At 71.4% G+C, this 21,423-nt stretch carries 20 protein-coding genes; 17 read left to right on the top strand and 3 right to left on the bottom strand.

Features of this window, described 5'->3' with window-relative positions; genetic code table 11:
* Nucleotides 1-23: 23 nt before the first annotated feature.
* The 3 genes from PV419_RS24400 (at nucleotide 24) to PV419_RS24405 (ending at nucleotide 2,495) form a co-directional block, all read left to right on the top strand.
* Nucleotides 24-1,439, top strand: a complete 1,416-nt coding sequence (locus PV419_RS24400) for an OFA family MFS transporter (RefSeq protein WP_319692222.1) — start codon at nucleotides 24-26, stop codon at nucleotides 1,437-1,439.
* Nucleotides 1,436-1,546: an MFS transporter small subunit gene (locus tag PV419_RS53365; RefSeq protein WP_415925377.1), complete on the top strand. Its 111-nt coding sequence runs from the start codon at nucleotides 1,436-1,438 to the stop codon at nucleotides 1,544-1,546. Before PV419_RS24400 ends, PV419_RS53365 begins: the two co-directional genes overlap by 4 nt.
* A gap of 112 nt (nucleotides 1,547-1,658) precedes the next feature.
* Nucleotides 1,659-2,495 carry an RNA methyltransferase gene (locus tag PV419_RS24405; protein WP_319692223.1) on the top strand — a complete coding sequence of 279 codons (837 nt, stop codon included), beginning with the start codon at nucleotides 1,659-1,661 and terminating at the stop codon, nucleotides 2,493-2,495.
* A gap of 94 nt (nucleotides 2,496-2,589) precedes the next feature.
* Here the strand turns inward: PV419_RS24405 and PV419_RS24410 are convergent, their stop codons facing one another.
* Nucleotides 2,590-3,264, bottom strand: coding sequence for a hypothetical protein (locus PV419_RS24410; RefSeq protein ID WP_319692224.1), 675 nt, complete (start codon nucleotides 3,262-3,264; stop codon nucleotides 2,590-2,592).
* A 183-nt stretch (nucleotides 3,265-3,447) separates the two neighbouring features.
* On the opposite strand from PV419_RS24410, the gene PV419_RS24415 reads away from it, so the two are divergent.
* The 3 genes from PV419_RS24415 to PV419_RS24425 are packed head-to-tail and all read left to right on the top strand — an operon-like array spanning nucleotide 3,448 to nucleotide 8,218.
* A complete protein-coding gene (locus tag PV419_RS24415) occupies nucleotides 3,448-5,397 on the top strand; it encodes a molybdopterin oxidoreductase family protein (protein ID WP_319692225.1) in 1,950 nt (649 codons plus the stop codon).
* A 2-nt stretch (nucleotides 5,398-5,399) separates the two neighbouring features.
* A complete protein-coding gene (locus PV419_RS24420; protein ID WP_319692226.1) occupies nucleotides 5,400-7,355 on the top strand; it encodes an NAD(P)H-dependent oxidoreductase subunit E in 1,956 nt (651 codons plus the stop codon).
* Nucleotides 7,352-8,218: a 2Fe-2S iron-sulfur cluster-binding protein gene (locus tag PV419_RS24425; protein WP_319692227.1), complete on the top strand. Its 867-nt coding sequence runs from the start codon at nucleotides 7,352-7,354 to the stop codon at nucleotides 8,216-8,218. The genes PV419_RS24420 and PV419_RS24425 overlap by 4 nt, the downstream gene beginning before the upstream one ends.
* Before the next feature lie 59 nt (nucleotides 8,219-8,277).
* Here PV419_RS24425 and PV419_RS24430 read toward each other — a convergent pair whose 3' ends face one another.
* On the bottom strand, nucleotides 8,278-9,234 hold the full coding sequence (locus PV419_RS24430) for a transposase (RefSeq protein ID WP_319692228.1): 957 nt from the start codon (nucleotides 9,232-9,234) through the stop codon (nucleotides 8,278-8,280).
* Between the two features lie 157 nt (nucleotides 9,235-9,391).
* Between PV419_RS24430 and fdhD the strand changes: the two genes are divergently transcribed.
* From fdhD to PV419_RS24465, 7 genes are all read left to right on the top strand, one after another.
* Complete coding sequence (fdhD, locus tag PV419_RS24435; protein WP_319692229.1) at nucleotides 9,392-10,246, top strand: formate dehydrogenase accessory sulfurtransferase FdhD; 855 nt, start codon at nucleotides 9,392-9,394, stop codon at nucleotides 10,244-10,246.
* Nucleotides 10,247-10,385: 139 nt separating this feature from the next.
* A complete protein-coding gene (locus PV419_RS24440; RefSeq protein WP_319692230.1) occupies nucleotides 10,386-10,970 on the top strand; it encodes a TetR/AcrR family transcriptional regulator in 585 nt (194 codons plus the stop codon).
* An 83-nt stretch (nucleotides 10,971-11,053) separates the two neighbouring features.
* Nucleotides 11,054-12,463, top strand: a complete 1,410-nt coding sequence (locus PV419_RS24445; protein WP_319692231.1) for an MFS transporter — start codon at nucleotides 11,054-11,056, stop codon at nucleotides 12,461-12,463.
* Nucleotides 12,464-12,517: 54 nt separating this feature from the next.
* Nucleotides 12,518-13,276 carry an SDR family NAD(P)-dependent oxidoreductase gene (locus tag PV419_RS24450; protein ID WP_319692232.1) on the top strand — a complete coding sequence of 253 codons (759 nt, stop codon included), beginning with the start codon at nucleotides 12,518-12,520 and terminating at the stop codon, nucleotides 13,274-13,276.
* A gap of 123 nt (nucleotides 13,277-13,399) precedes the next feature.
* A complete protein-coding gene (locus PV419_RS24455; RefSeq protein WP_319692234.1) occupies nucleotides 13,400-14,668 on the top strand; it encodes a serine hydrolase domain-containing protein in 1,269 nt (422 codons plus the stop codon).
* On the top strand, nucleotides 14,665-15,834 hold the full coding sequence (locus PV419_RS24460; RefSeq protein ID WP_319692235.1) for a serine hydrolase domain-containing protein: 1,170 nt from the start codon (nucleotides 14,665-14,667) through the stop codon (nucleotides 15,832-15,834). The genes PV419_RS24455 and PV419_RS24460 overlap by 4 nt, the downstream gene beginning before the upstream one ends.
* A gap of 63 nt (nucleotides 15,835-15,897) precedes the next feature.
* Nucleotides 15,898-16,260: a MerR family transcriptional regulator gene (locus tag PV419_RS24465; protein ID WP_319692553.1), complete on the top strand. Its 363-nt coding sequence runs from the start codon at nucleotides 15,898-15,900 to the stop codon at nucleotides 16,258-16,260.
* Here PV419_RS24465 and PV419_RS24470 read toward each other — a convergent pair.
* The gene (locus tag PV419_RS24470; RefSeq protein ID WP_319692555.1) at nucleotides 16,232-16,603 is read right to left on the bottom strand and encodes a helix-turn-helix domain-containing protein; all 372 of its coding nucleotides are present in this window, start codon (nucleotides 16,601-16,603) and stop codon (nucleotides 16,232-16,234) included. The genes PV419_RS24465 and PV419_RS24470 overlap by 29 nt on opposite strands.
* A gap of 176 nt (nucleotides 16,604-16,779) precedes the next feature.
* Here PV419_RS24470 and PV419_RS24475 point away from each other — a divergent pair, with 176 nt between their 5' ends.
* The 4 genes from PV419_RS24475 to PV419_RS24490 all read left to right on the top strand — a co-directional run bounded on the left by PV419_RS24475 (nucleotide 16,780) and on the right by PV419_RS24490 (nucleotide 21,416).
* Nucleotides 16,780-17,421: an NAD(P)-dependent oxidoreductase gene (locus PV419_RS24475; protein WP_319692237.1), complete on the top strand. Its 642-nt coding sequence runs from the start codon at nucleotides 16,780-16,782 to the stop codon at nucleotides 17,419-17,421.
* A 206-nt stretch (nucleotides 17,422-17,627) separates the two neighbouring features.
* Entirely contained in the window at nucleotides 17,628-19,580 is a 1,953-nt protein-coding gene (locus PV419_RS24480) for a sialidase family protein (RefSeq protein WP_319692238.1), read from the top strand.
* 160 nt (nucleotides 19,581-19,740) lie between these two features.
* The gene (locus PV419_RS24485) at nucleotides 19,741-20,643 is read left to right on the top strand and encodes an ABC transporter ATP-binding protein (RefSeq protein ID WP_319692240.1); all 903 of its coding nucleotides are present in this window, start codon (nucleotides 19,741-19,743) and stop codon (nucleotides 20,641-20,643) included.
* Nucleotides 20,640-21,416: an ABC transporter permease gene (locus PV419_RS24490; RefSeq protein ID WP_319692242.1), complete on the top strand. Its 777-nt coding sequence runs from the start codon at nucleotides 20,640-20,642 to the stop codon at nucleotides 21,414-21,416. Before PV419_RS24485 ends, PV419_RS24490 begins: the two co-directional genes overlap by 4 nt.
* Nucleotides 21,417-21,423: the final 7 nt, after the last annotated feature.

Consider the following 21,423-nt stretch of genomic DNA (forward strand, 5'->3'; position numbering starts at 1 on the left):
CCGGATTCCTTAAAGTCCGGGCCATGCCCTCCACTCCCCGCCTCGCCCTCCTCGACCGCTCCCGCACCCTCGCACCGCCGGGCTGGAGCCGGTGGCTGGTCCCGCCCGCCGCGCTGTCCGTCCATCTCGCCATCGGCCAGGCATACGCCTGGAGCGTGTTCAAGGCCCCGCTGGAGTCCTCGCTCGACCTTTCGGGGACCGCGAGCGCGCTCCCCTTCCAGCTGGGCATCGTGATGCTGGGCCTCTCCGCCGCCTTCGGAGGCACGCTGGTCGAGCGCAACGGCCCACGCTGGGCGATGTTCGTATCACTGGTCTGCTTCTCCTCCGGCTTCCTCGTCGCCGCGCTCGGCGCCGCCACCCGCCAGTACTGGCTGGTGGTGATCGGCTACGGCTTCATCGGCGGCATCGGACTCGGCATCGGATACATCTCACCGGTCTCGACGCTGATGAAGTGGTTCCCCGACCGGCCGGGGATGGCCACCGGCATCGCCATCATGGGCTTCGGCGGCGGCGCGCTCATCGCCTCGCCCTGGTCGACCCGGCTGCTGGAGGCGTTCGGCACGGACAGCTCCGGCATCGCGTCCACCTTCCTGGTGCACGGGCTCACCTACGGGGCCTTCATGACGCTGGGCGTGCTGCTGGTGCGGGTGCCGCCGGACGGCTGGCGGCCGGCCGGCTGGGAGCCGCCGAGTGCCCCGGGCCGCCTGGTCAGCACCGCCCACGTCTCGGCGCGCAACGCCATCCGCACCCCGCAGTTCTGGTGCCTGTGGGTCGTGCTGTGCATGAACGTCACGGCCGGCATCGGCATCCTGGAGAAGGCCGCGCCGATGATCACCGACTACTTCGAGGACACCTCGACCCCCGCCGCCGCCTCCACCGCCGCCTCCGTCGCCGCGGGCTTCGTGGCGCTGCTGTCGGCGGCGAACATGACGGGACGGCTGCTGTGGTCGTCGACCTCCGACCTGCTCGGCCGCAAGAACATGTACCGGATCTACCTGGGCGTGGGCGCGCTGATGTATCTGGCGATCGCACAGCTCGGGGACTCCTCCAAGCCGCTGTTCGTGGTCTGCGCGCTGGTGATCCTGTCCTTCTACGGCGGCGGGTTCGCGACCGTACCGGCGTACCTGAAGGACCTGTTCGGCACCTACCAGGTGGGCGCGATCCACGGGCGGCTGCTGACCGCGTGGTCGCTGGCCGGGGTCCTCGGCCCGTTCATCGTCAACAAGGTCGCCGACCACCAGAAGGAAGCCGGACACAGCGGCCCCGGCCTCTACTCGCTCTCCCTGTCCATCATGATCGGCCTGCTCGCCGTCGGCTTCGTGGCCAACGAGTTGATCCGGCCGGTCCATCCGCGCTACCACGAGCCCGCGGAAGAGCCCGCCGAGCGATCCGGAGCGCAACCCGCCGCGCAAACCGCCGAGAAGGGAACAGACCGATGAGGAACCGCACGGCTCTGACCGTGGCCGTCTGGGCCTGGGTGGTCCTGCCGTTCGGATACGGGGTCTACGAGCTCGCACGCAAGGCCAGCCAGCTCTTCACCGGCTGAGCCGAGATCTGCGACACCCGGCCCTGAGACCCGCCGCCATGCCGGTCGCCTGCCTAAACCCTCTTAGGCTGGCGTGAACACACCCTCAATACTGGCTCACCTTGGAGAACACGTGCCACCGGTCCAGCGAATCACCTCACGCAACGCTCGCTTTCAGCAGTGGGAGTCGCTGCTGAACAACCGCAACAAGCGAACGCGAGCGCGGGAGTTCCTGGTGCAGGGTGTTCGTCCCATTTCGATGGCAGTCCTGTACGGCTGGCCCGTCAAGGCGCTGATATACGACGGCAAGCGGACGTTGTCGCAGTGGGCGGAGGACCTGCTGCGGACCGTCGATGCCGAGCGGATCGCTATGGCGCCGGACATGCTGGCGGACCTGGGGGAGAAGAACGAAAGCGCACCGGAGCTCGTCGCCGTCATCGAGATGCCGGCCGACGACCTCGGCCGGTTCAGCGCCGGCGACGACTTCCTGGGTGTCCTGTTCGACCGGCCGACCAGTCCTGGGAATATCGGCAGCATCATCCGGTCAGCGGACGCCTTCGGGGCGCACGGGCTCATCGTGTCGGGACACGCGGCCGACGTGTACGACCCCAAGTCGGTGCGGGCGAGTACCGGTTCTCTGTTCGCCGTGCCTGCGGTACGCGTGCCCTCGCCCGGCGAGGTGATGGCCTGGATCGAGGCGAAGCGGGCCGAAGGGCAGTCGATCGTCCTGGTCGGCACCGACGAGAAGGGGGATTGTGATATCTTCGACTTCGACTTCACCCAGCCGGTGTTGCTGCTGATAGGCAACGAGACGTCCGGGCTGAGCAGCGCCTGGCGGGGCCTGTGCGACCACACGGTCAGCATTCCGATGGCCGGCTCGGCGAGTTCGCTGAACGCCGCGAACGCCGCGACCGCCGTGCTGTACGAGGCTTCCCGGCAGCGGATCGCCGCGAGGAAGCATCCGGCCTGACTGAGTCGGACGCGGATGAGGACCTCGTGGTCCTGCTCGTCGACACGGAGCACCCTCGGGTGCGGGCCGCGCTTGTCGGAGTGCGCGCGCGAGGCTAGGTTCGGCGACGGCACCAGTCGCGGGTGGCCGGGAGTACGGCCATGACCACGGCACCAGCCCCCGCCAAGGCCGTCAGTGGGGCGATGACGTAGACGACCGTTGCGATGGGCGAGTCCTCCGTCAGGTTCGCGCCCGTCAGAAGGGCTTGTGCGCTCGCGCTCGCGCCCTGCAGGACCACCACGGCGCCGGTTGCCGCGATGATCCGGCGCCCGGCCGGAGCGCGCTGGGACAGCAGCCACGCGCCCGTGACGAGCATGACCATCGCCACCACGCCCACCACCAGATTCGCCCACAACACCCCCATCGGCGCACCGGGCTCGTCCAGGAATCCGGCGGCCTTGTCGACAAGGACCAGAAGCCCTGGGAGGCACAACAACGCCAGCACTATCGCTCCGGTCGCGGTACCGCCACCGTCCTGGATGGCCGGCGTCTGGCGGCCCGCCGCCCGGGGGCCGAGTGGCCGTGTTTCACCATCGTGTTGTGCGGGGCGAGTCGGCTGCGGCCCGCCGCCGGACGGCGTACCGAACAGGTCGCTGAGGTCGAATGTCGGGGTGTCACCATCGTGTCGTACCGGGCGAGTCGGCTGCGGCCCGCCGTCCTCGCCCATGCCGCCCTGCCCGAGAGGGGCCTCCAGCCGGTATCGCCCGGCCAGTTCCAGACCGCTGCGCATCAACTCTCCTCAGCTTGGGAGGCGTTAGCCAGATATACGCCACTTGGCTTGATCAGCTTAAGGGTCGCACCAGGCCTGCTCTGCGGACTTCCCTAACGACTTCAACGGGCATACTGTATTCAATATCCTGTCGACGATGCCGACGTTGCCGACGATGTAACGAGCCGTCATAAGGAGCCCGTCGTGGCCCGTAACCGCAACCGACAGCCCAAGCGCTACCCCCGCCTCACCCATCCGCTCGTACGGGACCCCGCGAGCGGCGAACTGCGCCGCGCCACCTGGGAGGAGGCGCTGGAGCGGGCCGCCGCCGGGTTCGCCGCCGCCACCGGGACGTACGGGCCCGACGCGTTCGGGATGTTCTCCTGCGCCCGCGCCACCAACGAGATGAACTACGTGGCCCAGAAGTTCACGCGTGTGGTCATCGGCACCAACAACGTCGACTCGTGCAACCGCACCTGCCACGCGCCCAGCGTCGCGGGCCTGTCGGCGGTCTTCGGCTCCGGGGGCGGCACCTCGTCGTACGCCGAGGTCGAGGACACCGACCTGATCGTGATGTGGGGCTCCAACGCCCGCTTCGCGCACCCCATCTTCTTCCAGCACGTGCTCAAGGGCATCCACAACGGCGCCCGGATGTACGCCGTCGATCCGCGCCGCACCTCCACCGCCGAGTGGGCGGAGAGCTGGCTGGGGCTCAACGTCGGCACCGACATCCCGCTCGCGCACGCCGTCGGCCGCGAGATCATTCACTCCGGGCTGGCCAACCGCGCCTTCATCGACCGCGCGACCAGCGGCTTCACGGAGTACGCGGCCGAGGTCGAGCCCTGGACGCTGACCGCCGCCGAGAAGGTCACCGGCGTCCCCGCCGCCGCGATCCGCGACCTCGCGCACGCCTACGCCACCGCAGAGCGCGCCCAGCTGTGCTGGACGCTGGGCATCACCGAGCACCACAACGGCACGGACAACGTGCGGGCGCTGATCAACCTCTCCCTGCTGACCGGCCACATCGGCCGCCACGGCTCCGGGCTGCAGCCGCTGCGCGGGCAGAACAACGTACAGGGCGGCGGCGACATGGGCGCCATCCCCAACCGGCTGCCCGGCTTCCAGGACATCCTGGACCCGGCGAGCCGGCACACCTTCGAGACGGCGTGGGACGTGGTCATCCAGCCGCGCTACGGGCTCAACCTCACCGAGATGTTCGAGGCGATGGAGGACGGCCGGCTGCGCGCGGTCTACTGCGTCGGCGAGAACCCGGCCCAGTCCGAGGCCGACAGCGAGCAGGCCGTACGGCGGCTGAAGGCCCTGGACCACCTGGTGGTCCAGGACATCTTCCTGACGAAGACCGCCGAGCTGGCCGATGTCGTGCTGCCCGCCACCGCCGCCTGGTGCGAGACGGACGGCACGACCACCAACAGCGAGCGGCGGGTACAGCGGGTGCGCAAGGCGGTCGATCCGCCGGGCGAGGCCCGCGAGGACATCGACATCATCTGCGAGCTGGCCCGGCGGCTCGGCCACGGCTGGAAGTTCACGGACGCCGAGGAGGTGTGGAACGAGCTGCGCTCCGTCTCCCCCGACCACTTCGGGATGACGTACGAGCGGCTCGAGGAACACCACGGCATCCAGTGGCCCTGCCCCAGCACGGAGCGGCTGGAGCCCAGCTATCTGCACGGGCGGCTGTGGGAGGCGGACCCGGCGCGGCGCGGCCCGCGCGCCCCGTTCGGGCCGGTCAAGCACGACCCGCCGGTCGATCTGACCGACGACCGCTACCCCATCCGGCTGACCACGGGGCGGCGCCTCGACTCGTACAACACCGGGGTGCAGAGCGGTGGTTTCGCCTCCCCGCTGCGGCGCGGCGAGTACATCGAGCTGTGCCCGGAGGACGCGGACCGCTACGGGGTGGTGGCCGAGGAGGAGGTACGCGTGGCGTCGCGGCGCGGCGCGGTGGTGGCGCCGGTGTGGATAGATCCGGGGCTGCGGCCCGGGCTGGCGTTCATGACCATGCACTTCCCCGACGAGGTCGACACCAACTCGCTGACCATCGAGGCGAATTGCCCGATCGCCGGGACGGCCGAGTTCAAGGCGTCGGCCATCCGGATCGAGAAGCTCACCGAACAGCACACAGCCGTGAGGAGCTGAGCGTGGATCTGCACTTCGGCGACAGCAAGCCGACGGACGAGGAGCGGGCCGCCGTCGACGCGCTGCTCGGCCCGCCCGAGTCCGCCTGGGAGGGCTCGGGCGACCGTACAGACGCCGATCTGCGCTGGGCGCGCGGTGGGCGGGCCGCGCGCGAACGGCGCGAGCTGCTGCTGCCGGGGCTGCACGCGGTCAATGACCGCGTGGGCTGGATCAGCGAGGGCGCGCTGGACTATCTGTGTCGTCGGCTGACCGTGCCGCCCGCCGAGGGCTATGGCGTGGCGACCTTCTACGCGATGTTCTCGGTCCGCCCCCGCCCGGCCACCGTCGTCCACGTCTGTACGGACCTGGCCTGCGCGGCCCGCGGCTCCGCGGAGGTGTGCGCGGGGCTCGAGCGGGACCTCGGGGCGGCGGGGTCGGCCCGGGCGGGCGGTGTGGTCTGGCAGCCGAGCCCGTGCCTGGGCCTGTGCGAGCGCGCCCCGGCGGCGCTCGCCATCCGCGCGGGCGCGCCCGGGGCGCCGCCCCCTCCCCGGGCCGCTTCCCCTGCCCCGGCCCCGGCCTCCGCCGACGCCCGTGAGTCGGCGTACGCCACCGCCGTCGTCGGCCCCGCCACCCCTGCCGCCGTCGCCGCGGCCGCCCGCGCGGTGGCGGAGGCGCCGCCCGAGCCGCCCGCCATGGCCGCTGTGCCGCAGGCCGGGGGTGGGGCGGGGGCCGACTGGGGCAGCCTGCGGCTGCTGCGGCGGGTCGGGGTCGTGGATCCGGCGAGCCTGGACGACTACCGCGCCCACGGCGGCTACGCCGCCCTCCGGCGGGCCTTCGCGCTCGGGCCCGCCGGGGTGATCCGCGAGGTGAGCGACGCGGGTCTGGTGGGGCGGGGCGGGGCCGCGTTCCCGACCGGACGGAAGTGGGACGCCACCGCCCGGCAGCCCGACCATCCGCACTACCTGGTGTGCAACGCGGACGAGAGCGAGCCGGGGACGTTCAAGGACCGGGTGCTGATGGAGGGCGACCCGTACGCGCTCATCGAGGCCATGACCATCGCCGGGTACGCGATCGGCGCCCACCACGGCTATCTCTACCTGCGGGGCGAGTACCCGCGCGCCCTCGCCCGCCTGGAACACGCCATCGGCCGGGCCCGCGCCCGCGGCCTGCTCGGCCCGGACGTGCTGGGCCAGGGCTTCGCGTTCGACATCGAGATCCGGCGCGGCGCGGGGGCGTACATCTGCGGCGAGGAGACCGCGATCTTCAACTCGATCGAGGGGCGGCGCGGCGAGCCGCGCAGCAAGCCGCCGTTCCCCGTCGAGAAGGGCCTGTTCGGCAAGCCGACCGCGGTCAACAACGTCGAGACGCTGGTCAACGTCCTGCCGATCCTGACCGAGGGCGCCGAGGCGTACGCGGGCATCGGCACCGAAGCCTCCACCGGCACCAAGCTGTTCTGCGTCTCCGGCGCCGTGGACCGCCCCGGCGTCTACGAGCTGCCGTTCGGCGCCACGCTCCGCGAGCTGCTGGCCCTCGCCGGGCCGCCGCCCACGCTGCGCGCGGTGCTGCTCGGCGGCGCGGCGGGCGGCTTCGTACGCCCCGACGAGCTGGACGTCCCGCTCACCTTCGAGGGCACCCGGGCCGCGGGCGCCACGCTGGGCTCGGGGGTGGTGCTGGTCCTCGACGAGAGCGCGGAGCTGCCGCGCGTGCTGCTGCGCATCGCGGAGTTCTTCCGCGACGAGTCCTGCGGCCAGTGCGTGCCCTGCCGGGTGGGCACGGTGCGGCAGGAGGAGGCGCTGCACCGGATCAAGGACCGTACGGGGGCGGCCGCGGCCGGTGACATCGCGCTGCTGCGCGAGGTCGGGCAGGCGATGCGGGACGCCTCGATCTGCGGTCTGGGCCAGACCGCCTGGAACGCCGTCGAATCCGCCATCGACCGGCTCGGTGTCTTCGGACAACCCCAGAACGGAGCCTCCGTATGACCGCCGTCCCGCTGCAGCCGCCGCGCCGCCTGGTCGACTTCACGCTCGACGGGGAGCCGGTGCGCGCCCCCGAGGGGTCCACGCTCCTGGACGCGTGCCGCGCCTCGGGCAAGGAGATCCCGACGCTGTGCCAGGGCGACACGCTCACCCCCAAGAACGCCTGCCGGGTGTGCGTCGTGGAGGTCGAGGGCGCGCGGACCCTCGCCCCGGCCTGCTCGCGCCGCGTGGAGCCGGGCATGGAGGTGCGTACGGACACCGACCGGGCCCGGCACGGCCGAAAGGTGGTCCTGGAGCTGCTGGCCTCCTCGACGGATCTGTCGACGACGCCGCGCGCCGCCGAGTGGATCGAGGAGTACGGGGCCGAGCCGGGCCGCTTCGGGCCGGACGCCGCCCGGGTGGACGAGCAGCCGAAGGTCGACAACGACCTCTATGTCCGCGACTACGACAAGTGCATCCTGTGCTACAAGTGCGTGGACGCGTGTGGTGAGCAGTGGCAGAACACCTTCGCCATCGCGGTCGCGGGCCGCGGCTTCGACGCCCGTATCTCCACCGAGCACGACGCGCCGCTGACCGACTCGGCCTGTGTCTACTGCGGCAACTGCATCGAGGTGTGTCCGACCGGCGCGCTCAGCTTCAGATCGGAATTCGACATGCGGGCGGCCGGGACCTGGGACGAGTCGGCGCAGACCGAGACCACGACCGTGTGCGCCTACTGCGGCGTCGGCTGCAACCTCACGCTCCATGTGCAGGACAATGAGATCGTGAAGGTCACCTCGCCGCACGACAACCCGGTGACCCACGGCAATCTCTGCATCAAGGGTCGCTTCGGCTACCAGCACGTACAGAACCGGGGCAGGGGCTGACAGGACTGATCGATGTGACTCCACCCACGCGTGAACGCGCGGGCTTCCCGCGTCGCCGGCTAAGCGGCGTCGCAGAGGACCAGCCCGGCCCTGTTGAGAACGTTCAGTGCGCCTATGTGGTCCGCGTTCGCGATGAACCCGCAGGAGACGCATTCGAACTTCGCTTGAGTGATGCGGTTCCTCTCGTCGACGTGCCCGCATGCGGTGCATGTGATCGAGGTGTTGCGGGCGCCCACCGGGATCACGCGGCGACCGGCACTCTCAGCCTTGTCTGCCAGGATTCGGAGGAACTGTCCCCAACCCGCGTCGAGGATGCTGCGGTTCAGCCCAGCCTTCGCGGCGGCCCCGTTCGCAAGGAACGCTCCATCGCGATGAGGGTCGGGCTTGGGTGCGGGCGCTTTGGTCATGCCCGCCGTGTTCAGCTTCTCGTGGGCGATCACGTCGTGCTCCCGCACGAGCGCCAGTGCCCGCTTGTGGTGGTGGTCCAGGCGCTGACGCCGGATCCTGGCGTGCAGCTTGGCGACCTTCCGGGCCGCCGTCTTGTGCTTCTTGGTCCGGCGACGGATGCGCCTGGGGAAGGTGGACAGGTACCGCTGCGCTTCGGCCAGCTCCTCGGCCATGGCGTGCGGGGTGGAGTCCCAGCGGCAGCCGTCCCCGTCCTTCGGGAAGACAACGGTGTCGAAGTGGCCGACGCCCTTGAACCTGGGGTATCCGGGCTTCCCACCGCTCCTGACCCGGCGGAAGAACGCCTGGAACGCCTTGTCGAGCCGCCTAAGAGTCGCCTGCTGGCTGGAGAACGACCAGCGGCCCTGACGCTCCGCATCGAACGCCCGGATCTCCCTCAGCTGCGCCGACTGATCGCCGTACCTGATGCTGGTCTTCGACGCGTGCCGCCAGGCATCGCGGCGCTCCTGCAAGGCCTCGTTGTAGAGCGAGCAGTGGTCCCGCAACATCTCCGTCAGGGCCTGCGCCTGCCGTACGGTGGGCCGCAGCAGGAACTTGTACGCACGCAGCAACGCAGCCCGCCCCCTCAACGTCTCCCCTGGTCAAAGCGTTGCGATCACTCTAACGGTCACCACTGACAACGCAGCGTACTCCGCCGCTTCGCGGCTCCGTTTCAAGAATTCGATCCCCCACCGGCCAAAGCCGGTGGTCCCCTCGAAAGAAGGTCTGATGGGACGGGTCACCGAGCGCCGCCGCGTCATCCGCATCCGGGACGGGGCGGTCAGCACGCGCCCGGACACCCTGGTCGCCGAGGAACCCCTGGAGATCCGGCTGAACGGAAAGCCGCTGGCGATCACCATGCGCACGCCGGGCGACGACTTCGCGCTCGCCGCCGGTTTCCTGGTGAGCGAGGGGGTTCTGGGGCGGGCGGACGAGCTGGCGAACATCGTCTACTGCGCGGGCGCGATCGAGGACGGCTCGAATACGTACAACGTGGTGGACGTGAAGCTCGCGCCCGGCGTCCCCGTCCCCGACATCACCCTGGAGCGCAACGTCTACACGACCTCGTCGTGCGGGCTGTGCGGCAAGGCCAGCCTGGACGCGGTGCGCACCACGGCGCGCTGGCCGGTGGGCGACGACGAGAACGCCCCGGTGCGGATCGAGCCGGAGACGCTCGCCTCCCTCCCCGACCGGCTCCGCGCCGCGCAGCGGGTCTTCGACCGGACCGGGGGGCTGCACGCGGCCGCGCTGTTCACGCCCGAGGGCGAGCTGCTGGACGTGCGCGAGGACGTGGGCCGGCACAACGCGGTGGACAAGCTGGTCGGGCGGGCGTTGCAGCAGGGGCTGCTGCCGCTGTCCGGGGCCGTGCTGCTGGTCTCCGGCCGGGCCTCGTTCGAGCTCGTGCAGAAGGCGGTCATGGCGGGGATCCCGGTCCTCGCGGCCGTCTCGGCGCCCTCGTCGCTGGCCGTGGACCTGGCCGCCGAGACCGGGCTGACGCTGGTCGGCTTTCTGCGCGGCGCCTCCATGAACGTGTACGCGGGCGAGCACCGGCTTGCCCTGCGGACAGCGGCCGGCAGGGCCTGACACCGGTCCGCCCGCTGCACGGGAGACGGACCGGCCGGTGAGGAGCGCCCCCTGCGCCGGCCGGTCCTTCCCCGGGCCTCAGCTGACTGGACCCATCCTTTATTGACTGATCGTTCTTATTGAGTCTAGGGTCTGATCCATGGCCAGGACCAAGGAATTCGACCCCGACGCGGCGCTCCAGTCCGCGCTTGAGCTGTTCTGGCGGCGCGGCTACGAGGCCACGTCGATGGCAGACCTCGTCGAACACCTCGGCATCGGCCGCGCCAGCATCTACGCGACCTTCGGCAACAAGCACGAGCTGTACCTGAAGGCCCTGGACCGGTACGCCGAGACGCGCGACCCACGCCTGGTGGGCGAGCTGTCTCAGCCAGGCCCCGCACTGCCCGCGGTACGGGCGCTGGTGCGCGGCTTCGCCGCCGAGGCCGCCTCCCCCGAGGACCGGCGCCACGGCTGCTTCATCACCAACAGCGCGGCGGAACTGGCCCCGCACGACCCCGCGGTGGCCCGGCGGGTCGAGATCAGCTGGGAGCATGTCGAGACCCCGCTGCACGCCGCGCTGATCCGCGCCCAGGCCCAGGGCGAGCTGCCCGAGGACCGCGATCCGCGCGCGCTGGCCCGCATGCTGCTCGTCCTGATGCAGGGGCTGCGGGTGGTCGGCAAGGCCTCTCAGGACCCGGCCAGGGTGCGGGACGCGGCCGAGCAGGCGCTGGCCCTGCTGGACTGAGCCGCACCCCGCACGCCGGAGCCACTCGGGCACTCTCACCCCTACCCTCATAACGAACCGTTCGGTCAAGAAATCGGAGGGCCATGACCGTCATACGCAGCGACGCGTCAGACGAGGCGAACGCCACCGGCGCCGCCACCGTCCGGCAGACCCGGCACCGCGGCGCCTTCGCCCTGCTCGGCAGCGTCCAGGCCACGCTGATCTTCACGCTCGCCGCGATCTCCGTACCGCTCCCCCGCATCGGGCGCGAATTCGGCCTCCAGCGCTCGGACCTGATCCTGCTGAGCGCCGCCTACGGGCTCACCTTCGCCGGGCTGCTGCTCTTCGGCGGGCGCCTGGCCGACCGGTACGGCGGGCGGCGGACGCTCACCGCGGGGCTCGCGCTCCTCGCCGCCGCCTCGGCCGCCGCCCCGCTCGCCCCCGGCTTCGAGGCCCTGCTCGCGGCGCGGTTCGCGCAGGGCGCGGGGGCGGCGCTCAGTGCGCCCGCGGCCATGGCCGTGCTGCGCGCCGTCTTCCCCTCTCCCGCCGCGTACGGCAGGGCGATGGCGACCTGGGGCGGTCTCTCGGTGCTCGGCGCGACCGCGGGCAATCTGCTCTCCGGTGTCATCTCGACCCTGTTGTCCTGGCGCTGGACCTTCGCCGTACCGCTCGTGGTGGCCGGCGCGGCCCTCGCCCTCGCGCCGCGGCTGCTGCCGGACACCGCGCCGAGCGGGGGCAGGGCGCTCGACCTCCCGGGCGCCGCCCTCGCCACCTGCGGCATCACCCTGGCCAGTTACGGGCTCGTGGTCACCGACGCCCACCCCTGGTCGTCGGCCCGCGTGCTGGTGCCGCTGCTCGCGGGGGCCGTGCTGCTCGCCGCGTTCCGGGGCGCCGAGCGCCGCGCCCGCGACCCGCTGCTGCCGCCCCGCTTTCTGCTCGACCGGCGACGGGCGATGGCGCTGTCGGCGATCGCGTTGACCGCCTGCGGGACCGCGATGACCTTTGTGACCCTCTCGCTCCACCTCCAGCAGGAGCGCGACTGGTCGGCGCTGCGGACCTCGGCCGCCTTCGTGCCGTTCGCCGTCGCGCTGCTCGTCTCGGGGCGAGCGGCGGGGCCGCTCATCGGGCGGTACGGAGCCCGGCCCGTGACCGCCGCCGGGCTCGGCACGGGCGGCGCGGGGCTCCTCCTGCTCGCGCTCGGCGGGCTCGACGCCAGAACGCCGTACGCGTACGGGCTGCTGCCGGGGCTGGTGCTGCTGCCGATCGGTACGGCGGCCTCCTTCGCGGGCGCCGCCGTGCTCGCCACCGACGGTGTGGAGCGGGGGCAGGCCGGGCTCGCGGGGGGCGTGATGAACACGGCGATGGAGTTCGGCCCGACCGTCCTGTTCGCCGTCCTGCTCACGCTCGGCGGCGACGCCTCGTCCCTGGCCGCGACGGGGGCCGCCCTGGCGGCGCTCGCCACCCTCACCGCGCTGAGCCACCGCCCGCTTCCTGAACCACCGCCTGCCTCCTGAACCGCTACGCCACATCACCCATCACCTCACCACCCCTCTCTCAAGGAGCCGTCCATGAACCGCTTCCCCGGCAAGACCGCGCTCGTCACCGGCGCGGGCTCCGGCCTCGGCCGCGCCATCGCGCTCGCCTTCGCCGCCGAGGGCGCGTCCGTCGTGGCCGCGGGGCGTACCGCTGCCACGCTGGACGAGACCGTCGGGCTCATCGAGGCCGCCGGTGGGACGGCCGCCGCGGCCGTGGCCGATGTCACCGACTCCGGGCAGGTCCACGCGCTCGTCCAGGAGACCGTCACCCGGTTCGGCGGGCTGGACATCGCCGTGAACAACGCCGGGATCCTGCGCGGCATGGGGCCCATAGGCGAGGTGAGTGAGGAGGACTGGGACGCGGTGCAGCGGACCAATGTCACCGGTGTCTGGCTGGCCATGAAGCACGAGATCGCGCACATGAAGGACCACGGCGGCGGCGCCATCGTCAACATCTCCTCCAACCTGGGAGCACACCGCCGGATCCCGGGCGCCGCCGCCTACCTCACCTCCAAGGCGGCGGTGTCCGCGCTCACCCGCGCCGCCGCCCTCGACCACATCCACCAGGGCATCCGCATCAACGCGGTCAGCCCCGGGGCCGCCGCCACCTCGATGTCGCTGCGGCCCGGCGAGACGGAGGCCGGGCGGGCCGAGCGGATGAAGCGGGACACCCCGCTGGGCCGGGTCGCGGAGGCCGAGGAGATCGCGGCCGCCGTGCTCTACCTCGCCTCGCCCGCGGCCGGCGCGGTGGTCGGCACGGACCTGGTCATCGACAGCGGGGCCTCGGCCTGACAGTTCGGGCGGATTCCGGGGCTGGGTAGGGCTGGCCATACCGGGGAGGTAGGGCTGGCGTGACCTCGGGACTAGGGCTGGCGTGATGGTCGCGGCGCCACCGCCTCCGGGATGGTGGTAGGCATGAAAGCACCCGCAACGGCACCCTTCATCACAACCACGACGTCCGCGAAGAAGCTTCGATTAAGAGGGCTCGCCGCGGCCGCGGCGCTCGCCCTGGCTGTGACAGGAGGCGTCGCGGCGGTCCCGGCCGCGGCATCCTCCCACGCACCGCTGGACACCTCGCTCAGCCAGGACGAACTGCGGAGTGAGGTGGCCAGGACCATCCGGGAGGCCGGGTTCATCGGCATGACCGTGGAGGTGCGCGACGGCCGTCGGCGGATCCACGCCCGCGCGGGCGAGGCGGAGTTGAACACCGGCCGCCCCCTGCCATACGGCGCCGAATTCCGCGCCGGCAGCGTCACCAAGACGTTCCTGGCCACGGTCGTGCTGCAACTGGCCGCCGAGGGGCGGCTGTCGCTGAGCGACACGGTGGACACGTGGCTGCCCGGCGTCGTCCACGGCAACGGGAACGACGGCCGCCGCGTCACCATCCGGAATCTGCTCCAGCACACCAGCGGCATCTACAACTACGACCTGACAGAAGACCTGGGAGACACGGCCGCGGACTTCGAGCGGACGAGGTTCTACCACGTCAGCCCGGAGCGGTACGTGGCCACGACGATGCGGCACAAGCCCGACTTCCCGCCCGCCGACCCTGACGACCCGGAGCCGGACTGGAACTACTCGAACCCCAACTACCTCCTCGCCGGGATGATCATCAAGAAGGTCACCGGGAAGTCATGGGCCGAGGAGGTGCGCGACCGGATCATCCGCCCGGTGGGGCTGAAGGACACCTACGCGCCCGGGGACGACCCATACCTGAAGCAGCCGTACGCGCACACGTACCACCGCTTCCCCGGCTCCGCTCAGTGGACCGACACCACCGTCCGGAATGTGTCCTGGGCCGATGCAGCCGGGTCACTCGTGAGCACCGAGCGGGACCTGGACCGGTTCTTCGCCGCGCTGCTGGGCGGCCGGCTCCTGCCCGCCGCGCAACTCGCCGAGATGCGCAAGACCGTGCCGGTGAACGCGGACTTCGAGATGGGGTTTCCCGGGATGCGGTACGGGCTCGGGCTGGTGCGGCAGCCGCTGAGCTGCGGTGGATACCGGTGGGGCCACGGTGGCGACCTCGAAGGCGGCACGGTCGTGACCGGATTCAGCCCGGACGGGCGGCGCTCGGTCGTGGTCAGCGCCAGTGGGACATCCTCCGATGACGAGGAGTCGCTCAGGTCCGTAAAGGCCGTGCAGGGGCTCCTGGACCGTGTGATGTGCGGTGAGGTGCGGCGGTGAGCGCGGTGAGGCGGCGGCTGTCCGCGCCCGTGGCCGCCTTGGCGGCCGTCGCCGCTCTGGCGGCCGCGGCCCCCGCCCCAGGGGACGGCGGTGCGGAGATACTGCGGCGCGACACGGCGGCGGTCCACCGGGCCGGGGCGGTGGGGGTCGCGGCCGTGCTGGACACTCCGTCCGGCACCGCCGCGGCCCGCGCGGGAGAGGCCGATCTGCGCACCGGCGCTCCCATGCGGACCGATGCCCACTACCGCGCCGGCAGCACGGTGAAGACCTTTGTGGCCACCGTCGCGCTGCAGTTGGTCGGCGAGGGGCGGCTGGCGCTGGACGACACGGTGGACAGGTGGCTGCCCGGCGTCGTCAGCGGCCATGGCAACGACGGCCGCCGCATCACGGTCCGGCAGCTGCTGCAGCACACCAGCGGGGTGCCCGGCTATACGGGCATCCGCGAGGTGTTCCCCGCGGGATACTCCGCACGCGGCTACTACGAGAACCGCTTCCGCCACTACACCGCCGAGGAGCTGGTGGCCGCCGCGGTGGGCCGTCCCCCGAATTCCGAGCCCGGGGTGGCCTATCGCTACTCCAACACCAACTATGTCCTCATCGCAATGATCATCGAGAGGGTCACCGGCCACCCCTGGCGCACGGAGGTCCACGACCGGGTCATCCGCCCGTTGGGGCTGACCGGGACGACCCTGCCGGGCGACCACCCGTATCTGCCCGCCCCGTACTCCCACGGGTACCACACCTATGCGGAGGACGGGCGCCGCGTCGACACCACGGTCTTCAACTCCACGGCGGCCGATGCCTCCGGTGATCTGGTCACCACCCCGTATGACGTCAACCGGTTCTTCCGCGCGCTCATCACCGGCCGGCTGCTGCGGCCCGCCGAGCTCGACGAGATGCGGCGGGCTGTCCCGATACCCGACGAGCCGGGGCGCCGCGCCGGTCTGGGTCTGGAGACGACCCCGCTGAGCTGCGGCGGCTTCTACTGGCACCACGGCGGCAACGCCCTCGGCTACTCCAGCGAGAACGGTGTCACCACCGACGGGCGCCGCGCGGTGACCGTGTCGACCAACAGCTTCGACGAGTCCGGCACGGGGCGGCAGGAGCAAGCCGACCAGGCGGTAAAGGCGCTGATAGATCACGCCCTGTGCGGGCGCGACGGGTAAACTCTGACATCCATGAGAGGCCTGCTGGGCGACGTCCGGCGGCGGCGTGACGAGGGGAGTGGCATGCGCATCGGTGAACTGGCCCGGCGTACCAAGGTGAACGAGCGGCTGCTGCGCTACTACGAGCAGCAGGGCCTGCTTCAGCCGGAGCGCCTGCCCAGCGGCTACCGCGTCTACGGGGAGTCCGACGTGGCCGCGGTGCACCGCATCCGCTCGCTGCTCGCCGCCGGGCTGTCGACCGCGACGATCTCGCAGATCCTGCCGTGTCTGCGGGACGACGGTGAGCGTCTGGTGCCCACCTGCGCCGACCTGATCGCGCAGTTGGAGGAGGAGCGGGCGCGGATGACGTCGGCCATCCAGGAGCTCGAGACCTCGCGCTCGCTGCTGGACACGGTGATCACGGCCGGCCTGTCGACGGTGGCATAGCGACGCGCCGCTCGTACGCCTCGCGCGCGTCGAGCAGCTCGCCCAGGTGGCGTCGGCCCCACTCGCACGCGGCGTCCATCGGGGCGAGCAGCGAGCGCCCGAGGTCGGTCAGGGCGTATTCGACGCGGGGCGGGTTCTCGGGGTAGGCGGTGCGTGTGATCAGGCCGTCGCGTGCCATCGCACGCAGTGACTCACTGAGCACCTTGGGGGTCACCCGGGCGAGCGGTACCCGCAGCTCGGAGAAGCGGCGCGGGCCTCCTTCGAGGCAGCGGATGATCAGCCAGGCCCATTTGGCGTCGAGCCGGATGGGCATGGCACGGTTCGGGCAGTCGGGGCCGAACATATCGGCGGTCAGCGGCTCGGGGAGGGGCTTGGTCAGGGGCTCGGTCAGCGACTCGGTCACCGTTCCGACGGTAGCGGAGGTGCGTGACCGACATCGCCGACGGGCGCCGATACCTTTGAAGTAACCGGCACTTCCGCGGTTACGGTCCGGGCACTCGATCCGAAGGGAGTGCCGCCATGGCACGTATCGCTGTTTTCGGGGCCGGCGGAAGGGCCGGCCGACTTCTGGTCACCGAGGCGGCCGACCGTGGCCACCAGGTCACCGCGGTCGTCCGCGACCCGGCCAAGTACCCGGGCCTGGCCGCCGGGAGTGTCACGGTCGTGGCGGGCGACGTCGCCGACCCGGCCGGTGTCGCGGCGGCCGTCGCCGGGCACGACGCGGTGATCAGCTCGATCTACCGTGAGGACATCGACCCGACGGAGCTGTACGAGGGCACGGCGCGGGCCCTGCTGGCCGGGCTGGGCGAGGCCGGGGTGGGGCGGCTGGTCGTCGTCGGGCTCGCCGCCACGCTGGAGACCGAGCCGGGGGTACGGGTCCTGGACACGCCCGACTTCCCCGAGTCGTTCCGCACCTTCGCCCTCGGACACGCGGCGGGTCTCAAGGTGCTGCGCTCCGCGCCCCCGCACATCGACTGGCTGGTGGTCAACCCGCCGATGAACTTCGAATGGGAGGGCGCGCGCACCGGCCGTTACCGCCTTTACGGGGGTCAGCTGCCGCCGGGCGGCGGCCGGGTCTCGTACGCGGACTTCGCGATCGCAGCGCTCGACGAGATCGAGACGCCCCGGCACCACCGCACCCAGCTCGCCATAGCCGACTGACCGCCCGCCTCGGCAGACCAACCCAGCAACCCCGGCAAACCAATCCAACAAATCGGCCCAACCCGCCTGGTCCGCACACGATCTGACGCACGGTCCTTGTCCGGCGCGGGGGCGAGACGGGACACTGCTCCGGCAGCACTCGATCAGACGTGGGATGTCTTGATGTCGTGATGTCCAGATGCCACTGAAAGGGCAGGTCGGTGACGATGGCGTCAGATCTTCACGCTCCGTATAAGCGGTCCAGACCATGGCGACGCCGTGCGTCGGTGTTCCTCGCCGCCGCGGCGCTGGCCCTGATTCCGATTCCGGTACGGGCCGCGGAAGCGGATGACTCCGCCTCCGCGGCCCGTACCGACTTCGAGCAGCAAGTCCTCTTCAAGTCTTCCCAGGACAGCGGATACTCGTGCTTCCGGATCCCGGCCATTGTGAAGTCGAAGGACGGCACGCTGCTGGCCTTCGCCGAGGGGCGGACGGACAACTGCGGCGACGCCGGCGATATCGACCTGGTCCTCAAGCGCTCCACGGACGGCGGCCGCACCTGGGGACCGCTGCAGGTGATCAACGAGGGCGCCGGCGACACCCACGGCAACCCGGCGCCCATCGTGGACCAGCGCACCGGCCGCATCCTGCTCGCCAGTACGTACAACACCGGGCGCGACGACGCACAGGGCTGCGATGTGCCCTGTGACCGGACGCCGCACCTCCAGTACAGCGACGACGACGGCGCGACATGGTCCACCCCGCGCGATCTGAGCGACTCGCTCCTGCCCGCCTCGTGGAACTCCTGGTACGCCACCGGGCCCGTGCACGGCATCCAGTTGACGCACGGCCGGCACCGGGGGCGGCTGATCTTCACCGTCAACACCGAGAGCCACGACGGCACCCGGATCACCGCCAACCACGCGGCGCTGGCCTACAGCGACGACGGCGGCGACACCTGGCGTATCGGCGCGGTGGACAGCTGGCCGGTCGCGGCGGACGGTACCTTCCGCCAGAAGCCCTCCGAGATGACGCTGGTGGAGCGCGAGGACGGATCGGTCTACGTCAACGGGCGCGAGCAGGACGGCACGGACCTCGGCCACCGCGACTTCGCCGTCAGCCGCGACGGCGGCGAGAGCTTCACCGGGCCGTTCCGCACCATCCCCGACCTGTACACGCCCCAGGTGCAGGGCTCGATCCTCCGGCTGCGGAGCGAGGACCGGGACGGCTACAGCCGCCTGCTGTTCGCCGCGCCCGCCGACCCCGACCGGCGCCGCACCATGATGGTCCGCTCCTCGTGGAACGAGGGCCGCGGCTGGGACGGCGTCGACCGCGGCAAGGTCGTGACCACCGACTGGTCCGGCTACTCGGACATGGTCGCCATCTCGCATGACGAGGTCGGGCTGATGTACGAGGGCGGCGCGGTCGACGCCCGGGACGAGATCCGCTTCGCCCGTTTCACCGAGGACTGGCTGGGCCCGCGCCGCGGCCCCGACCCGACCACGGCCGACCGGGCGCCCGGCGCCCGCCCGGCCACCGTGCTCGGCGGCCCGGCCGGGACCGAGGGGCGGTTCGGACGGGGGCTCTCGTTCGACGGCACGGACGACGCCGTGCACGTACCCTTCCGGCCCTCGCTGCCGCTGGGCACCCGCGACTTCACGGTGAGCCTGTGGTTCCGCTACACCGCCACCTCGGGCCAGCAGCCGTTCCTGTGGATGGGCGGCATCGGCAACAAGCAGCCGCAGGTATGGCTGCGCGGCGAGCCCTCCAGCGGCCGGGTCCGGGCACTGATCACCACGGTCAACGGCACCGCCACCTTCACCAGCGCCTCGGTGAGCACCGACGCCGCGTACAACGACGGGCAGTGGCACCACGCCGCGCTCACCCGGGCCGGGGGCCGGCTGACCCTGAGTGTGGACGGGGGCACGCCGTTCTCCACCCCCGATGTGCCCGGGCCGGTCACCCGCACCTCGCCGTTCGGCATCCATGTGGGCGAGGCCGTCGACAGCCGCTCGCACCTGACGGGTGATCTGGACGAGGTGCGGGTGTGGGGGCGTGCGCTGTCGGAGACCGAGCTGCGGCGGGTCCGGGAGTTCAACGCCGCCCCGGGCGACCCTGACGGCCTGGGCGGCAAGGACCCCACCGCGCTCGTACGGCTCCCCCTGGACCGCGTCCGCTAGCGCCTCTCATCGCCTGGTTCTCCTGCCCGGAGCCCATAGGACAGCGGCAAGGAGAACCAGGCCGCGCCAGGTCGTACCCCGCCATCCGCCGATCGGCTGATGCTCCTTCGAGCGTGATGGCCGATGTCCGCCCCCGCCCCGCCACGGCACGCTCTTGCGCATGGCAGTCATCGAAGTCAGCGGCCTGCACAAGGCGTACGGGGGCAAGAAGGCGGTCGACGGCGTGTCCTTCGCCGTCGAGGAAGGGGAGATCTTCGGGATCCTCGGGCCGAACGGCGCCGGCAAGACCACCGCCGTCGAGTGCGTGGAGGGCCTGCGCCACCCCGACGGCGGCAGCGTCCTCGTCGCCGGGTACGACCCCGCCGCCGACCGCGACTCCGTCACGCGCGTTCTGGGCGCGCAGCTCCAGGAGAGCGAACTGCAACCCAAGATCACCGTACGGGAGACACTCGAGCTGTACGCCGCCTGCTACCCGGACCCCGCCGACTGGCGCGCCCTCGCCGAGCGCCTCGGAATCACCGACAAGCTCCACACCCGGTTCGCGAAGCTCTCCGGCGGCCAGAAGCAGCGTCTGTTCATCGCGCTCGCCCTGGTCGGCAACCCCGGCATCGTCGTACTGGACGAGCTGACCACCGGCCTCGACCCGCGCGCTCGCCGCGACACCTGGCAGCTCATCGAGGACGTACGGGACAGCGGCGTCACCGTGCTGCTGGTCACGCACTTCATGGAGGAGGCCCAGCGTCTCTGCGACCGGATCGCCCTGATCGACAAGGGGCGGGTCACCGCGCTGGACACCCCGTCCGGGCTGATCGGCCGCACGGCGAGCGGCACCGAGATCTCCTTCAAGCCCTCCACGGCGCTGGACATGCGGCAGTTGGCGGCGCTGCCCGCGGCCGCGTCGGTGACGGAGAAGGACGGGCGGGTCGTCGTCAAGGGCACCGACGAGACCGTCACCGCCCTGCTTTCGCTGCTCGCCGGACAGGGCATCACCGCCCACCAGCTCCGCGTCGTCGAAGCGACCTTGGACGACGCCTACCTCAACCTGACGGGGACGGACGCATGAGCACCATCACCCACCCCCGCCCATCCGCCGTCAAGGGCAGCGCCACCGCCGTTCTCAAGGCCGAGACACGTCTCTTCCTGCGTGAGCCCGCCTCTTTCTTCTGGATCCTCGGCTTTCCCACGATCCTGCTGTGCGTCCTGGGGGCCATCCCGTCCTTCCGGGAGCCCTCGACCGATATCGACGGCCTGCGTGTCGTGGACCTGTACGTCCCCGTCTCCGTTTTGCTCGCCATGATCACGTCCGGTATCCAGGCCATGCCGCCCGTCCTCACCGGCTACCGCGAGCGGGGCATACTGCGCCGCATGTCCACCACCCCCGTGCGGGCGGGCTCCCTCATCGGCGCGCAGATCGTGCTGCACGGTGCCGCCGTGGCGGTTTCCGCGTCGCTCTCCCTCGCCGTGGGCCGGATCGTGTTCCATGTGGCCCTGCCCCGCCAGCTCTTCGGATACCTCGCGGCCTTCGTGCTCGCCACGCTCGCCACCCTGGCACTCGGCGCCACCGTCTCCGCTGTCAGCCGTACAACCAAGATCACCCAAGCGGTGGGCACGGTGGTGTTCTTCCCCGCGATGTTCACCGCCGGTGTCTGGCTGCCGGTGGCGGCCATGCCCGACGTTCTTCAGCGCATCGTCAGCCTCACCCCCCTGGGCGCCGCGGCGCAGGCCCTCGACGAGGCAGCCGCGGGACACTGGCCGAGTTGGACACACCTCGGGGTCACGGCGCTGTGGACAGTGCTGCTGATCGCCGCGGCCCGGCGCTGGTTCAGGTGGGAGTAGTGCGTAG

The organism is Streptomyces sp. ME19-01-6 (genome assembly GCF_033793745.1).
GTDB lineage: Bacteria > Actinomycetota > Actinomycetes > Streptomycetales > Streptomycetaceae > Streptomyces.

Excerpts from the sequence above, each read along its gene's own strand:
- PV419_RS24400 (WP_319692222.1), top strand. The coding sequence starts at position 24 with ATGCCCTCCACTCCCCGCCTCGCCCTCCTCGACCGCTCCCGCACCCTC.
- PV419_RS53365 (WP_415925377.1), top strand. The coding sequence starts at position 1,436 with ATGAGGAACCGCACGGCTCTGACCGTGGCCGTCTGGGCCTGGGTGGTC.
- PV419_RS24410 (WP_319692224.1), bottom strand. The coding sequence starts at position 3,264 with ATGCGCAGCGGTCTGGAACTGGCCGGGCGATACCGGCTGGAGGCCCCT.
- PV419_RS24425 (WP_319692227.1), top strand. The coding sequence starts at position 7,352 with ATGACCGCCGTCCCGCTGCAGCCGCCGCGCCGCCTGGTCGACTTCACG.
- fdhD (WP_319692229.1), top strand. The coding sequence starts at position 9,392 with ATGGGACGGGTCACCGAGCGCCGCCGCGTCATCCGCATCCGGGACGGG.
- PV419_RS24440 (WP_319692230.1), top strand. The coding sequence starts at position 10,386 with ATGGCCAGGACCAAGGAATTCGACCCCGACGCGGCGCTCCAGTCCGCG.
- PV419_RS24445 (WP_319692231.1), top strand. The coding sequence starts at position 11,054 with ATGACCGTCATACGCAGCGACGCGTCAGACGAGGCGAACGCCACCGGC.
- PV419_RS24450 (WP_319692232.1), top strand. The coding sequence starts at position 12,518 with ATGAACCGCTTCCCCGGCAAGACCGCGCTCGTCACCGGCGCGGGCTCC.
- PV419_RS24455 (WP_319692234.1), top strand. The coding sequence starts at position 13,400 with ATGAAAGCACCCGCAACGGCACCCTTCATCACAACCACGACGTCCGCG.
- PV419_RS24465 (WP_319692553.1), top strand. The coding sequence starts at position 15,898 with ATGCGCATCGGTGAACTGGCCCGGCGTACCAAGGTGAACGAGCGGCTG.
- PV419_RS24470 (WP_319692555.1), bottom strand. The coding sequence starts at position 16,603 with ATGTTCGGCCCCGACTGCCCGAACCGTGCCATGCCCATCCGGCTCGAC.
- PV419_RS24475 (WP_319692237.1), top strand. The coding sequence starts at position 16,780 with ATGGCACGTATCGCTGTTTTCGGGGCCGGCGGAAGGGCCGGCCGACTT.
- PV419_RS24480 (WP_319692238.1), top strand. The coding sequence starts at position 17,628 with ATGGCGTCAGATCTTCACGCTCCGTATAAGCGGTCCAGACCATGGCGA.
- PV419_RS24485 (WP_319692240.1), top strand. The coding sequence starts at position 19,741 with ATGGCAGTCATCGAAGTCAGCGGCCTGCACAAGGCGTACGGGGGCAAG.
- PV419_RS24490 (WP_319692242.1), top strand. The coding sequence starts at position 20,640 with ATGAGCACCATCACCCACCCCCGCCCATCCGCCGTCAAGGGCAGCGCC.